This window comes from Pedobacter sp. G11, assembly GCF_003860265.1.
In the GTDB taxonomy this organism is placed as follows: Bacteria; Bacteroidota; Bacteroidia; order Sphingobacteriales; family Sphingobacteriaceae; genus Pedobacter; species Pedobacter agri.
On record NZ_CP034190.1, the window covers coordinates 3777518 to 3793392 of the forward strand.

A 15875-nucleotide genomic window follows, 5' to 3' on the forward strand; every position below is an offset into this window, starting at 1 on the left:
AAAATTATTCTGACTATAAATGATTGATCGCTTAATGATTAAACATTTCCATAGGAATTTGACTGACCACCATCAATGGCGATTACCTGTCCGTTAACGTAACTGCAATCTTCGCTAAGCAGGAAGATAACAAGCTTTGCAACTTCTTCTGGTCGGCCAAGTCTTTTTGTTGGATTGGCTTTCGCGTATTCATCTTCGGCTGCCTGTGGGTTACCCGGGTTAACTTGTTTGAAAGCTTCTGCTACCATCGGGGTTAGGATTGCTCCCGGCGCAATAGCATTTGCCAGGATACCAAATTTTCCATACTCCAATGCTGTTGTTTTGGTGATGCCGGCGACTGCATGTTTGGTGGCAACATAAGGTGTCTGATTCATTACACCTCTTATTCCGCCCACCGATGCAACATTTACAATGCGGCCATATTCTTGTTTTTGCATCACAGGAATAATATACTTCAATCCGAAATAAACACCCATTAAATTGATATCAACAACTTTTTTAAATACATCCAGGTCATAATCAACCAAAGGTGCTTGCCTTCCCTCAATGCCGGCATTATTATAAAAACCATCAATACGGCCAAATGCCTTAACCGTATCTTCTACAAAACCTTTAACCGATTCCTCATTTGAAACATCGGCGACGGTGGTTAGAATCTGAATGTCTGGATAGCTGGACTTAATTTCATTTTTTGCTTTTTCTAATGATTCTTGGTTAAAATCTATCAGAGATAATAAGGCGCCATTTTTTGCTGCTTCCAAAGCACTTGCGAGTCCGAGACCCATTGCTGCACCGGTAATGATGATAACTTTATTCTTTAATTTTTCCATATGATTATACTTTAGGGAATGTGCCAAAGCATTCTCCTGTTTTAGGATATTAAACAATCCTTAATTCACAAAGTTGAAGAAAGTGAGGCGCTAAGATTAGCACTTTCAGGAGTTTTATTGGTATAATTTGAACATTTGTGCAATCTCTTGCTACAAGGCACCTCGGGTTGTACTTTCCCTGAATTGTTCAGGACTCATATTGGTGTTTTTACGGAAGTATCTTGAAAAATAAGACTGGTCAGAGAATCCAAGCTGATATGCGATTTGTTTGACGGACTGCCCCACATCCTGTAGCGATCGTTTGCTTTCCAGCAACAGCAATTGATTACAAAGTTGATTCAGGGTAAACCCAAGACTTTCTTTCAGTATCTCATTCATCCTTTTTGGTGACAATCCAACTTGAGCGGCATAAAATGTGACTGGCTGTTGTGTCTTGAAATTTGATTCTATCAGTTGCAGTAAACGAATTATTCTTTCGTCTTTATGGGAGAAGCTGAGGGGTAGTGCGTTAGTGAATCTATGAAGGATTAGGAGAAAAGCTTTGGTATACATTTTCAGTAGTTTCATGTCACATTCTCCCTGAAATTCAGCTTGCAGCAGGAAAAATAATTGCTTCAGTTCAGTTAGCTTGTCTTTTGGAATTGCTATTCCCTTATTTTCGAAAGGCAGAAAAAGTTGGTTGATTGCCGTTTCCGTTATCGCGTGAAAAAATTCTTCGGAAAAAACGACTACTCTTGCATTTGGCAGGCTTTGCGATGGAATAGCATGTACCTGATTTTTTGCTATGAGAAATACGGTGTTTTTTTTTATTGGGAAAGGTTCGAAGTCGATATAGTGTATATCCTGATCTTCAGTAAACCAGATGATCGCATAAAAATGAATGCGGTGATGAAGAAAATGCTGACCAAATGCCACCTTTTTTTCTGATACCATAAAAGGGGTATTTGGAAGAACATGTACAGGTAGCATTTCTTTTTCCCTCATGTTTCTTAAATATAAAGTTTTGGGTTTAAAATGATATATATATATCTACCAAGCTATTTCTTTTCTTTTGCAATTCATTTCAATCAAAATTAAGTGAAAAATCTGCTGAAAGCCAATCACACTTTTTACATCAATTTCATCTTAGTTGTTTTCTGATCTATCAGGAATGCCTTTTTCAAAAGGAATTGCCATTATTCCTTCCTTATTACGTTATAACTTGGCGATAACATTTCTATGCCTGCTGCATTAAGCTCGTCTTGAATATGTTCGAGCAGGCTACTGTAAATTAGCGCTTGTTTGCCTGCCTGGTCGGTGTAAGCATTAATTTGGTAAGATACATAAAAATCATTCAAACGAGTTTGTAGCACAAAAGGTCGGGGTTCTTGCAGGATAAAATCGGATTTGAGCGCTGCTGAGATAAGGATCTCATAAGCTTTTTTCCAAGGCACATCGTAGCCTAACGTTACCTCGTAGTGAACAATTAATCCACTCGTTTTCGCCTGGCTAGAATAATTTACAGTGCTGCTGGAAAGCACCATGGAATTAGGTACAGTAACGTCTTCATTTTTTATCGTTCTGATTCGGGTAACCAACATTGTTTTTTCGATAATATCACCGGTTACTTCACCAATTTTTACCCTATCGCCAATACGAAAAGGCCTCATGTAGGTAATTACCAAGCCAGCTACAATATTTGTGATCGCACTTGATGATCCAAGGGAAATCAAAATCCCCAGAAAAACCGAAACACCTTGAAATGCAGCAGATCCTGAACCTGGCAGATAAGGAAACACAATCACCAGCATAAAAGCGTAAAGAATAAACCTGATGATATTAAATGTCGGTACCGACCATTCAGGGTGGAAGCCGTTGATTTGAATATTTCCCCGCTTAACTTCTTTAAAAAAATATCTTACTGCTTTGAGTGAGAATTTGAAAATCAGGTAAATCACAAGGATCGTAAAAAGGTTCGGCAGATACGCCACAATTCCATTTAATGCCACTTTAAGTGGGCCTAAAATCCAGTTCAGAAGGGTGCTGGTCCAGCTTTCTGTTTCAGGAAATACACTGAAAAGTAAAGGTAAAGATAGGTAGATCAGAAGTAAAGTGACGATAAGCCGTAAAGCGCTATTTATTTTTAAAAATATCAACGCCAAATCCTGTGCAGGGATAACTTTCACGGTTCCAAGTTTTAAACCAGCTTTAATTTTTTGTGTACGATACATGATGTACTTTTTACTTTGCCTGAAAGCCCAGTTAATCAGTGCTACCATGAAGATTAATAACAGAAGAATCAAAACCGCCAGACCGATGCGTTTCGCCCAATTGGTTAAACTATGTGATTCACGCTCTCTTTGAACGGTCTGTTTAATGGTTTGTAAATAACTTTGAGCCAGGTCTGCATTTGTCTTTCCAAACCAAAGCCCGTCCAGATTAGAAACGGTCATTATAATTTCCTGGTTTTTATAAATGATGTCGAAATTATCCGTCGCCGACTTTATTTTCAACGAGTCTGGAGAATAAAATGCATCGTCGTACAGGCTATTAATTTTTTTTGTGATGGCCAATGCCCTTTCGCGAGCACTGAAAGAGCCCGTTCTGGTAAAAATATTAAAGAGTGTATCGTGATTTAAAATGACTGGATATGCTTTCGCATCAACCTTTAACGTTTTTATTTCGGCTGCTTGTTGAATGCTTCTTAACGAGTCATTAACGGCAATTTCGCGAAGTTTTGCTTCCAGTTCACGGGTTTTCGATTTGTCGCCAATGGCATCACGCAATTGTGCTTCCAGCTGGATCTTTACCAGTGAATCAATTTGTTTCTGCTGTTGATCTTTAATTAATTTTACCTCATTAATCGATAAATTTTCACTGGTCACAGAATCGGTTTGCTGTGCTGAAAGATAATTTCCAGTGAGTAGAAAGCTGCAGGCAAAAATTATTTGTTTGATAATGATACGCATTTTTAAATTTTCTTTTTCTGACTTGGACTGGGAAAGCTATTAAATTTAACTTTACTGTACCAACTTCTGACCGTATATTTTTAGTGAACAACCAGAACGGTTCGGGGCAATTGTATTCTGCATCATAACTGGTGTAACCTTAATTACCTATCAACATATCGGGGATAGGGAAGTTTGTTGCCAGCGCATCATTTCTGAAGTTTTTAGGTTGCTCAATAGTGCCGCACACCATCAGCTTTAAAATATCAACGCCTTGTTTTAATCATCCAGGCGATCAAACAAATCAGAAGGCCAGGTATTGTTGCATATATTGGTAGCCAAACAAAAAGTAAGGCACTTGTTGAAGATCGTGAAGCCAACTGGTTGATGTCAAAATACCAACTGACAATTGCCAATAGTGGAAACAAAACGAGTGATATAATAGCCAATAGATAAAAGACGAAATTGGTAGTTCCCTTCACTTTGCTAAACACCTTTACCTGAAAAAAATAAAATATGAATATCGGAAGTAACTGATATAGAGAAAAGTAATTTATACCCAGTATTAGAAAAATAAGTATGGAGATCAATATGAGCAGTGCAAGGACAATTTTGTTATTCATCAGTTTATAAACCGACTGACCAACGAAATGTTTGCGGGCTTTTTTTTCGTTTAATAACGAAGAGATGCCTGATGGTCTGATCGCTATCTCTCGGAAGTTAAAAAGAGGTGTTTATTGAAGTATCAATGTCAATTTGTTTCTCATAGTTGATGTAATTAACTCCTAATGATCGTTATTAATGATTGGAAAGGAGATTTTTCAATTCAATAGCGATCGGGGCAACCTCAATCAGCTCTAGTTTTTTAACCATTTTTATTGTGCCATTTTTGTACTTCAGGAAATGTTTGGCTTGCAAATGTTGCGAGTAGGCTTTTTCGCTGGCATATACTTCAAATACAGTAACTTTTAGTGAATCTGATTTGTCATATACCGCTTGCAGTGCGATAACACCAGGTTCCAAAGATACGGCGGCTTTCGCGTGTTCAGCCAATGCTGATTTATATTGTTCCAGGTATTCTGGATATACTTCTATTTTCGCAATTCTAAATTTTCTGGCATCCTGTTGGGCTAGAGCAACTCCAGGGATGATTGTGGCGAAAAACGTTAGCGCAAACAGATAAACGATTTGATAGATTTTATTTTTAGATTTCTTCATTATGGGTATGTATTTATTTTTTTGCGATCATGATTTTAAGACTGAATAGTACTGAATATGATTGTTCCTGAATTAGGCTTGTTCCGCATTTTCATCTAAGTAACGAATTAAGCTTTCAAAGGCTTATTTAATTAGCACACGCCGGCCAGTTTTGGCAGAAATTCTAGCAGCTTCGAGGATCTTCACTACAATAAGGTTGTTTTCCAAACCAGTCAGATCCTGCTCAGGATGAATTTCATTTCGCAATAATGCTGATAAATAATTTAGCGGACTACTGATGTTTCTGGAAAGTGTGGCTGCAGTGGTTTCTTTATAAGTTGCACCTTCTTTTTCTTTTACTCGCAGTAAGGTTGGATTGACCGCCTGGATATAACCAGTTTGACCAAAAATTTCCAAGTCTTTAATCGAAAAAGGCCAGTTCCAGGAAGCTTCGATGATTCCGGTAGCTTCAGGATATTCCAGTAGAATGGTTGCATCGTCATCTACATTCGGATATACATCTTTTTTTAATTGTCGGGTAATGGCGGTAACAGCTACTGGCGCTTTGCCATCCATTAACCAGGTCATCAAATTAGCGCCGTAACAACCAAAATCTACAATTGCACCACCACCATTTTTAACTGGGTCGGTCAACCAGTTTAAAAATTCGGAACTTACGTTTATTTCTTTTGGCCCCTGGTGTCCATCATGAACCAACATCTTTCTGATTTTTCCAATTTCATTATTGGCTTTTGTTTTGCGATACGCCTCCTGATTACTTGCATACCATGTAGTTTCGTAGTTGGTTAGTAGGTGAATCTGGTATTGCCTGGCAAGTTGTGCCATGCGTTCGGCTTGCTTAACAGTTGTAGCCAATGGCTTCTCTACCATAACAGAGATTCCCAAGGGTGCAGCGGCCTCAACGACAGCGAGGTGATCATTAATAGCATTGTATGCCAATACTACCTCCGGTTTCTTTGCTTTTAAGAGCAAGGATAAATTCTGGTTGAACAATGAGTCGGGAAAGTTATAGCGCTTTTTGAAACGCATAATTAAATTAGCATCGCTTTCTGAAATGCCTACAATATTTACCTCGCCTTTTTCATAACTGTTCATTATTTGATAAACATGGTCATGGTTTAGGCCGGCCACCACCACATTCAGTTTTTTCTGAGCATGTACCGTGGTGCAACATAGTATTAAGATTAGACTTATAGCGAGCGAATGAATTGTTGGGAAGAAATTTTGATTCATGTATGTGGGTTTTATTGCAATTTACCTTTATGTATTTTAAGTTGTGCAGGTTGAGCGAATTTCTTTTTTTGTAAAATCAGTAACGGAGTGAGCTGATCTTAAATGTAGATCATAATTAAAAATATCTACAATTCTTCCAGATGATCAAGGTAATAGCCCGCTTGATTCAAGATGGCTTCTCTTTCTTCAGATGACTTTTTATCCCATATACGATACACACCAGACAAGCGAAAATTTAAGCTCAGTTTATCGCGATGAAGATCATGAAAATTCCAGTAAAGGCTATTGAACGGGCAAGCATTGTCGCCGGTTTTTTCCTTTCGGTCGTAATGGCATCTTTCGCAGTAGTTACTTTGTTTATGGATATAGTTGGCACTGGCAGTATAGGGTTTAGATCCAGTAATACCACCATCTGCGTACTGGCTCATGCCCCTGGTATTGGTTATTTCCACCCATTGAATAGCATCAATATAAATTCCGAGATACCAAAAGTCTACTTCATCAGGGTTGATGCCAGCAAGAAGTGCAAAATTCCCGGTAATCATCAGTCGCTGTATATGATGAGCATAGGCATAGTCCAATGATTGTTTGATGCTATGCTTGAGGCAATTCATTTTTGTATTTCCCGTCCAATACCAACCTGGTAATTTTCTTTGATGGTTAAAATAATTCATCTTTTCAAAATCCGGCATTTTTAGCCAGTAGATTCCACGCATGTATTCACGCCATCCAATAATCTGCCTGATAAATCCTTCCAGCTGGTTAATGGTGATGTGTTTTTCAGATTTTTCCCAACTGTCGATAGCAGCGTTTACGACTTCTTTTGGGGAAAGCATTTTAGTGTTCATTGCAAAAGATAACCTGGAATGATATATGGCCCATTCGTCAGTATGCATCGCATCCTGAAAGGTACCAAACAATGGGAGGCAAGATTTGGTGAAATAATTTAACATTTCAATTGCTTGCTGGCGGTCAATCGGCCAAAAAAAGTGTGCAGGATTAATGGTGCCTATCGTTTTAATTTTTGCTTCTATAATTCGATTGTATTGTTGCTGAACATTATTATCAAACAATATTGGCGCATTGGGCTTGTGCTTTTTAGGTAATTTGCTTCTATTCTCCTCATCAAAATTCCATTTTCCTCCCACTGGTTTTTCACCATGCATAAGTATGTTGTGTTTCTTTCGCATTTCCCGGTAGAAATTTTCCATTAATAATCCCTTTTTTCCAGAGAAAAAACTTCCTAATTCCTCCCGGTCTGTATAGAAGTGCTCGGTATCATAAGCTTGCGTTGCTATTGGCAATTTGTTACAAAATGTTTTGAGATCTTTATCCAGCCTAAATTCATCTGGGAGCTGATATTCAAACTTTTGTATATTATATTTCTTTATCAGGTCTTCGCTGTTATCTTCAAAGTTTTGCCTGTTGGAGGGATCATCAAGTTTAAGATATAATACCTCATGACCTTCAGATTTAAGCAGATCGGCGAAATTTTCCATTGCTGCGAAAAACGCACAAATTTTTTGGATATGATGCCATACATAATCGGTTTCGGTACGTAACTCCATAATTACATACAGCACTGTTGAATCCCGTTCGTTATACCAGGAATGTAGGAGATTAAGTTGGTCACCCAGTATCAATCGGAGTGTTTTGTATTTATGCTGCATAACTATCGACTAAAATGTAATACTCCTCATCAGGAATTTGTTGTATAAATGATACGCTCATTCGTTCAGGTAACGAGCAGAACATGAGGTTATAACTATATGACTTAAAATTGCCTGCCAACGAATTACAATCCTGCAATAAAACTTTATAAAAAGGTAAAAGTTTTTGTCATGATGATCGCTTTCAGAACATAATCAGAAAGAAGTGAAAGGGATTTAACAATCTATTCAACCAGAGTAGAGATCGATCTCGTTTTTCGCTCAGATTAGGCTATCGGAAGGTATTGACTATGATTTGATTTTCTTCAACAAAGATTATTGTCGTTTGAAGATATCACGAAAAAAATCCATTCAAATCTATACTATGAACTGTAACAATTATGTTTGCTTATCATAACTGTTTACAGTAAAATTCAAATCATACTGATTCGTACTTTTTTGCCATAAATACTTAAATGTTTGCCGCAGTCTAATTAGAAGCTATGATTGTTTCTGTCTTATCTTTTAAAATCAAAATACAATGATGATTTATTTTCATCTGTAAGAGAATTTTAGAACTAATAGGAGTAGGATATATGATATGCGCTATTATTAATATAATCTTTAAATGCTAAGTTTGTTCGATTTACATGATCTAAATGACGTATTAACTAAATTTATTAGTAAATAAATCGTTGTATTTATCCTGGTAATTCGCATTGGTATTCCCGATGTGCAAACAATATCCCTATCATTTTAAATTCATTTATGACTAAAGCGCTACTTTATATAGCTTTCCTGCTATCTATTTATTCCTGTCCTGTAATCGCTCAAAACAGAATCATTTCCGGAACGGTGAAAGAGGCAGAAACAAACCTCGTTCTTCCCGGCGTTACAGTAAGTATAGCAGGAACAACAAAAGCAACAACAACAGATAAAAATGGATATTATGAAATAGCTGTAACTGATAATGCAGCTTTTATTTTGTTTTCTGCAGTTGGTATGATAGCGTACAAAGAACCTATCGGAAGCAAAACATCAATTAATGTATTGCTGAAAGCCGATTCCAGACAACTATCAGAAGTTATTATCAATGCCATTGGGGTTGAAACCCAGCGGGATAAGTTTGGCTCCTCCGTTTCTACGGTGAAAGGCGCAGCTATTGCCAGTTCTGGTGAAACCAGTTTATTAACAGGTATCAGCAGTAAAGTTTCAGGAGTTTTAATTACCAGAAATGGTGGCGATCCGGGTTCGGGTGGTTATATACAAATCCGGGGTCAAAATACCATTAATGGGAATGCGCAACCGCTATTCATTTTCTTTGAAACATTATTGCTCGTTTTTCTGAGTAAATACTGGACTAATGTTCCGTTTCTGTACAGCTTTATCATCATTTACAGGTGGGTGAACGCCTTTGCGAAAATCGGAGTGTTTGCAATTGCGATGCAGTGCTGCTCGAAAAAGGTTTCAGCGAGTCAATTTACCTTTTATATGACCATCGGCGCATTAGGATCAATGGTTGGTGCTGCCCTGATTGCGCCTGTGAAATCTTTTTTTAGCTGGGAAGTATCTTTTGCGTTGTTTGCCTTGATGATGTTGATGAGCGCTTTTCTTTTACGCCTGTTAAATTTCAATAAACTCGAACAGCAAATTTCTGACATGGCTGAAATTGACGCTGAAGAAAAATATCGTACAACAAACTCAGATGCATGGCAAATGAGCAAACCTTAAAAATGTTTGTTATAACCAATCCCACTTTTACAATTTATAAATTTTGGGGTGACTTGTCAGTTCAATTTATCGAATAGAAAACGCTATATCTTTCAATAAGGATGCTGCGAAAGACTATCTTTTATTTGCCTGGCGGAAGGTTTTTGAAACACAGTTATACAATCGGCCGAGTCAATTTTGATTAGGCCCATTTTTTCAAATGCTTTTAACCAACGCTGCATAGGCAAAACTTTCCATTTTTGATGGTAACGGATTGCATTTTCAATAATCGAATCGAAATAATTTAAGGGTGGATCGTATTTGTCGTGGTATTGGTGAAGGACATCATCGCGAACGAAAATTAAGTCAATGTGAGCTTGATGAAACATCATGGCGAAATCTGTGTCTTCTGCACCATAACCTGTAAAGGATTCGTCAAAACCACCGATATTTTCGAATGTTGGTTTTTGAATCGCAAATATTAAAGACCAGAAATGTAAATGTCCAACAGGCGCTCCGCTGGGTATCGCTTCTCTGTTTGGATGCGGTACAGCATGATACTTCAGGTCAGTATAATTTCCTGAATCTGGAAGTATGGGCAGATAAAGCGGGTAGGCTGTTACGATATTTTTTGCCATTAAATCTTTCAGCAAATTTGAAAACAGCGTTGGCGAAACAATACAATCAACATCAATAAATATGATGTTGGTGGTCTTGGTGGCATTCATCCCCACATTTCTAGCGGCAGCCAATGGCAATTCATGCGTTTGTTTGATCCTATGAAAATTAATGTTCAGACCATTTGATACAGGCATTTCTTCCAAGTCATCCATGCAAACCACCTGAACATCGAATGGAAGCACAACCGACAACCTGATAGATTCAAGGAGATTTGCCAATTGCTTTCTCCTTCCTTTTACAATAGTTACAATACTAAATTCAACCATACCATTCTTGCATTTTTTGTGCTACATCTGCCGCCGCAGTAATGTTTACTAAATTTTTATCAGCTGGGGTAAATGCTTTCGCTCGTTGGAGCAGCGTTTGCCACTGCTCAGCGTTAAAATTTTCCTCGCCTAAAAGGGCGATCTTCTGATCAGATAATATGCGAGCATGCACCTCTTGCTCCTCATACGGCCGGGCTTCGGGAAGCAGGATCAGTCGTTTATTCATTGATAATAGTTCTGCGACGGTATTTTGCCCCGCTGCCGATATCACAAGATCTCCTTTTATAGCTTGGCTGATATCTTTTACCATTCCGAGCTGGTTACAATTTTTTTCAAGATCATAACGTTGTTTGTTCCCAATAATGGTAAATCGGGTATCCGGATCGTGCGTCATTTTTTTAACTATAGCCTGATCCCAATTATCATAGCCTAACAATATGGAAACCTGATGAATATTTGCAGAGGTGTTTCGATTGAATTTGCTGCAATCGTACCTTGACATATATCCACTGTAAAAAGTTTTGGTGGAATATTTATAGTCGGATTGTTCAATTATGAAAGGAAAATGAGCAATGATGTGGTCCGCTAGCTCATGTGCAAATACCTGGGTTGGGTCGTTAGAGATATTTCCCGGTAAGTGAACTAAAACAACTGGTACTCCCATTCCTCGGACCAAAATTGCTAATTCAGGAACGCCATCGCAGTAAAATGCTTTCGGCTTATGCAGCAATATTGCATCAACCATTGATTTGGCTCGCTCTGCAGCCTCCTGAACGTATGGTGTAACTTCGAAAGCTTTTGAAAAGGTATGTTCGGGGATTTCGTAGTTTGCTGGATACTTGGATGGCAATTCGATGACTTGTACCTGGTATGTGTTTTTTAAACGGTTGATGATACTGGTATTTGTAGTGATCGCAATGACCTCAAAAAAGACCGACAATTCTGGGTACAGCATACTAAAGGTTGCCTGATGGCCATTGCCATGTGCATGTACAAAATAGAATATCACCGGTTTACTCATGACATGGTGTTTTTGATAAACGATGATAAACCTCAGCATATGCCTCCGAAGTTTTCTGCATGTCAAATGAATGAGCGAAGTTTCTGCAGGTCTGTGGAGTAGCATGCATAGCTTTCTCTAACGGCTTGATTAAGTCACGCCAGTCATCTGAATCAACTGCAATAGATACTTTTTTATCCCTTAATTCAGGAGGGATTGCGGTGTAAAATCCCACAACCGGCAGGCCAGACGCCAGCATTTCCAACGTGCTTAGGCCGAAAGGCTCTTCCCATAGGGCGGTGGCCAGATAAGCTGAAGCACCTCCGGCCAGCTCGTTTAATTGCTGCTGATCGACGTGGGAAATGTATTGAATCCTTTCGCTAAGTATTGGTTCAACATGGCTACTGAAATACTCCTGATCGAATATAGGGCCAATGATTTTAAGTGGCTGCTTTAGGTGGTTAGCCAAATGAATTGCGGCTTCAACGTTTTTTTCTTTGGTGATTCTTCCGCTCCATAAAAGGTAACCATTATTATTTCGATGATTCAATTTCCATTGATGAAGCACAATTCCATTCAAAATAACGTCTATATCTTTTCCTAATGGTGATGCCCATCTTTTGCTCATTCGTTTAGAAATGCCAATAGGCAAAGCGGGTGCATGTTTTAAGAAAAATTTGTACATCAGTTCAAATTTTTCCGTAGGTGGCAAATGCAATGTTAATACGCTTGGGATGTTAAGCAGGGCGCCAACGGCATAAATCTCTGGTATAAATGAATTGTAGTGGATGATGTCATAATTATTTACGTCAAGCATTCCGAATTGTAAACTCTGATAGTGTTGTTGTCCAAGCCACTCCGGACAGGGACGATAGGCGTCATCTTTCATGCTTAAAGGGCTTTCCTGGAGTTCAATTACATTAAAGAGGTTTCTTTCATCCGTGTCTTTTGCAATCACATCAACGGTGTGCCCCATTTGCACCAGTTGGTTTGCATGTGCAACAATGAATGCTTCGGTTCCACCATTAAAAGGTTCACGAAGGGAAATAAATGGTCCGGCAACTAATAGTACTCTCATATCAGTTCCTTGAAATAGTTAATGTATTCCTTAACCATTGTTGTCAAAGAAAACTTCTCGGCGTGTAATCGAACCTTATTGCTTTCAAGTGGTATAGCATGCATTATTGCTTTGACAAGTGATTTCACATTTTTTTGATCTGCAACTACTCCGCTGTTTGTATCTATTAATTCCGGAAAAGCCCCCCGGTTAAACCCAGCAATGGGTACGCCCGATGACATCGCTTCGATGTTGGTGAGGCCAAAGGGTTCTTCCCAGCGGACAGCACTAATTGCCACGGCAGCGCCGCTCATGTTTGCATGTATATCTAACTGGTTTAAATGGCCAAGGTAGGTATCGTTTTTACTCATACGCGGAGTAATGTGTTCATCAAAGTACTCTTTATCATCAAGTGGTCCGGCAAACTTTAAAGGCATATTGATTTCATGTGCCGCATCAAGTACAATATCCAGCCCCTTAGCATGAACAATTCTTCCGAACCAGAAGAGATATTCCGGATGGTTTCGAATCATAGGCCATTTAGCTAAATCCACACCGTTATAAATAATCTTAGCATCCTTATTCAGGTATGGCCGCCATGTTGCCTCGAATGTTTTTGAAGGCATAACAAAATGAAGGTTTTGAGCGCTGGAACAGATCTTTATTGCCGCTTTTAATTTGCTAATAGGGGGAGTATGTAATGTCGTAATTACTGGAATTGATGCCTTTACACCCCATAAAATAGGAAGCTCATGCGTGGAGTTGTTATGAACAACATCAAATTCATTTTTTTCAATATCATTCAATATCGAAAGGTATTCATCATGCTCATAGATTTCGTAATATCTATTCTCCCGATGCTCATCACCGTAAAATCCTTTAATATGAAGTTTTGGATCACTCCCCGAATGGGCATATACGGTAATGGTATGGCCTTGCCTGATGTATTCTGTACACAAAGCGTGGGTAAAAGCTTCAAGCCCTCCACGAAATGGCTCAGCTACCGGAAGTCTGGTTTTGGCTATCACAGCAATCTTCATATACTATAAGTTGCTATAATGTTTGAGGATTTGATAGCGAAACCGGCAACGAATGGTTTCCGACTATTTCGTCGCCATTGGCTTCCTGTGAAAGTGCTTCGCGATATAATTTTATGTAGTCAACAGTCATCTGCTGGATACTCATGGAGGAAGCAAATTTTCTACATGTTTCGGAACTGATGCTATAACTTTGTTCTACTAATCTTATAAGGTCTTGCCACCGCAATGAATCTGTTGTAAAGACGCTTTCATTTGCCCAATTTGGTGGAACTGCTGTATTATAACCAACAACAGGTATTCCACTGGCCAACATTTCAAGGGCAGCTAATCCAAAAGGTTCTTGCCAGGTAGCCGTAGCAAGATAGGCGGATGCCCGATGACTTAATCTACTTAGTTCGGATTGTGTCAGGTGCCCAACATATTTGATTTGATTGCCAAGATGAGGCCTAACCTCATCGTCGAAATAAGATTGATCGACAATTCTGCCGGCAATTTTAAGCGGCAATTGCATATGTTTTGCCAATTTGATGGCATCTGCTACGTTTTTCTTCTGATTAATTCTTGCTGACCAAAGTAAATATTCACGCTTGGCTGAATTTTTTGCGGGCCAAATATCCATGTTAATACCGTTATTGATCAATGGGATATCTTGTCCTAATGCTTCATCCCATTGAGATTTAATTCGTTCTGATATGGCAACGAGTTTCAATTTTCCATTGCTAGACAACTGCTTGTAGGTCGACACTCGGGTTTCATCGGCTGGTGAATGTAGCGTCAAAAATGATGGCTTATTAAAATTCAGTCCTGCGCTTAACAAATGCGGATAAAACATATTGTAATGGATGAGATCATATTGATCAATATGCATCGCTCTAAACTGTCGTTCTTCTCTAATGCATTCGAGAGCATTTGGGGTATCTGAAGTTGATTCAATAAACGGGTTTATAAGCGTAAATTTCGAATCGACATCCGCTTCAGCGGCGATAATGTCTACAATATGTCCTTCGTTAATTAATTGGTTAGCAAATGAAACCATAAATGCTTCTATACCGCTATCAAAGGGTTCTTTAAGTGAAATTCCGGGACCTGAAACAAGTAAAATTCTCATAAATTAATTGTTCCAATTGCTTTAAAAAAAATCTTTTCTGACATAGATAATATTTGCCTGGCAAAAGGCAGAATTTTGGAATAATACATGAATTTAAAGCTTTAGAAATAGATTGTAAGTTATTCCAATTCTTGTGCTCAGAAACTGGTTAGCATTTATTGCCATCAACTAACTTGTCTATTATAACTTTCTAAAATCTCAAAAGTTTTAAGAAGTTTTTATAGTGGATTACAGCGATAAGCCTGTAGGAGTTTATGATGATGGAATTGCCTTAGTCACAGCTGTTATATATTTAAACCAATTTATCAAGCTGTCTTTAATTGATGAATTCATTTGCATGGTACTGCCCTTCATCACAAAGCGATAGCTTTCTGGAATATTGTAAACTTATTGATTCGGATGATGTTATTGGTTTGAATCAAAATTCTATGATTGCATTTATACTAACCAAGCCCAATACCAGAACAATAATCGATGTCCCGTCGCTTGTTACTGCAGAACATTTATTTGTAAATGATTTATTGAAAAATGATCTATCATCTTTTAATAAATTATACAAAATGTATGCACCAAACCTGATGGGAGTAATCATGAAAATTGTCAATCAACAAGAAACTGCTGAGGATTTGCTTCAGGAGGTTTTTTTGAAAATCAGGAAATCACTCCATACTTATGATGAGAAAAAATCTCGTCTTTTCACCTGGATGCTTAATATTACCCGTAACACTGCACTTGATCATTTACGTAAAAAGTCATACAGACAGGATAAAGCAAATGTGATACTGGAAGATGTTGGAACGGAACTCGAAAATCATACTTTTTCGATGAATACCGATGTAATAGGAATAAAAAAACTTTTAGAACAGTTATCCTCGAAGCAAAAGCTGGTTTTGGATCTTGCATATTACCAGGGCTATACGCATGAGGAGATTGCCGAAAAACTTGATATGCCTGTAGGGAGCGTAAAAACAACTTTACGACAAGCCATTATTAAGTTGAGAAACATATTTGGAAAATGCTAGACAAGGTGGTCTAAAACTCATTACTGACCATAATATAGGTTGAATTTCAATGAGCGTTGTATTTGAATGGCTCGAAGTAAAACGGAAAAAGGCGTAAAAACCTGGAATTGAAAAGTTCTCAATTCCAGATTAGG

Annotated in this window: 13 protein-coding genes; 2 read left to right on the forward strand and 11 right to left on the reverse strand. The window is 38.2% G+C overall.

Annotated elements, in window-relative coordinates; all coding sequences use genetic code 11:
- Positions 1-38: 38 nt before the first annotated feature.
- The 6 genes from EA772_RS16310 to EA772_RS16335 form a co-directional block, all read right to left on the reverse strand.
- Positions 39-830, reverse strand: a complete 792-nt coding sequence (locus EA772_RS16310; protein WP_124914139.1) for an SDR family oxidoreductase — start codon at positions 828-830, stop codon at positions 39-41.
- Positions 831-980: 150 nt separating this feature from the next.
- Complete coding sequence (locus tag EA772_RS16315; RefSeq protein WP_124914140.1) at positions 981-1814, reverse strand: AraC family transcriptional regulator; 834 nt, start codon at positions 1812-1814, stop codon at positions 981-983.
- A 191-nt stretch (positions 1815-2005) separates the two neighbouring features.
- A complete protein-coding gene (locus EA772_RS16320; protein ID WP_124914141.1) occupies positions 2006-3778 on the reverse strand; it encodes a mechanosensitive ion channel family protein in 1773 nt (590 codons plus the stop codon).
- A gap of 777 nt (positions 3779-4555) precedes the next feature.
- Positions 4556-4975, reverse strand: a complete 420-nt coding sequence (locus EA772_RS16325; protein WP_124914142.1) for a putative quinol monooxygenase — start codon at positions 4973-4975, stop codon at positions 4556-4558.
- Between the two features lie 123 nt (positions 4976-5098).
- Positions 5099-6208: a Gfo/Idh/MocA family protein gene (locus EA772_RS16330; protein ID WP_124914143.1), complete on the reverse strand. Its 1110-nt coding sequence runs from the start codon at positions 6206-6208 to the stop codon at positions 5099-5101.
- A gap of 125 nt (positions 6209-6333) precedes the next feature.
- Positions 6334-7878, reverse strand: a complete 1545-nt coding sequence (locus tag EA772_RS16335; protein WP_124914144.1) for a cryptochrome/photolyase family protein — start codon at positions 7876-7878, stop codon at positions 6334-6336.
- A 747-nt stretch (positions 7879-8625) separates the two neighbouring features.
- On the opposite strand from EA772_RS16335, the gene EA772_RS22325 reads away from it, so the two are divergent.
- On the forward strand, positions 8626-9588 hold the full coding sequence (locus tag EA772_RS22325) for a carboxypeptidase-like regulatory domain-containing protein (RefSeq protein ID WP_246833968.1): 963 nt from the start codon (positions 8626-8628) through the stop codon (positions 9586-9588).
- A 92-nt stretch (positions 9589-9680) separates the two neighbouring features.
- On the opposite strand, the gene EA772_RS16345 is transcribed toward EA772_RS22325, so the two are convergent.
- The 5 genes from EA772_RS16345 to EA772_RS16365 are packed head-to-tail and all read right to left on the reverse strand — an operon-like array spanning position 9681 to position 14719.
- Positions 9681-10514: a glycosyltransferase family 2 protein gene (locus tag EA772_RS16345; RefSeq protein ID WP_124914145.1), complete on the reverse strand. Its 834-nt coding sequence runs from the start codon at positions 10512-10514 to the stop codon at positions 9681-9683.
- Positions 10507-11535: a glycosyltransferase gene (locus tag EA772_RS16350; RefSeq protein ID WP_168187585.1), complete on the reverse strand. Its 1029-nt coding sequence runs from the start codon at positions 11533-11535 to the stop codon at positions 10507-10509. Before EA772_RS16350 ends, EA772_RS16345 begins: the two co-directional genes overlap by 8 nt.
- Positions 11528-12592: a glycosyltransferase gene (locus EA772_RS16355; RefSeq protein ID WP_124914147.1), complete on the reverse strand. Its 1065-nt coding sequence runs from the start codon at positions 12590-12592 to the stop codon at positions 11528-11530. Before EA772_RS16355 ends, EA772_RS16350 begins: the two co-directional genes overlap by 8 nt.
- Positions 12589-13611, reverse strand: coding sequence for a glycosyltransferase (locus tag EA772_RS16360; RefSeq protein ID WP_124914148.1), 1023 nt, complete (start codon positions 13609-13611; stop codon positions 12589-12591). Before EA772_RS16360 ends, EA772_RS16355 begins: the two co-directional genes overlap by 4 nt.
- Positions 13612-13624: 13 nt before the next feature.
- Positions 13625-14719: a glycosyltransferase gene (locus tag EA772_RS16365; RefSeq protein ID WP_124914149.1), complete on the reverse strand. Its 1095-nt coding sequence runs from the start codon at positions 14717-14719 to the stop codon at positions 13625-13627.
- Between the two features lie 323 nt (positions 14720-15042).
- On the opposite strand from EA772_RS16365, the gene EA772_RS16370 reads away from it, so the two are divergent.
- Entirely contained in the window at positions 15043-15741 is a 699-nt protein-coding gene (locus EA772_RS16370) for an RNA polymerase sigma factor (RefSeq protein ID WP_246833969.1), read from the forward strand.
- The last annotated feature ends 134 nt before the right edge of the window (positions 15742-15875 follow it).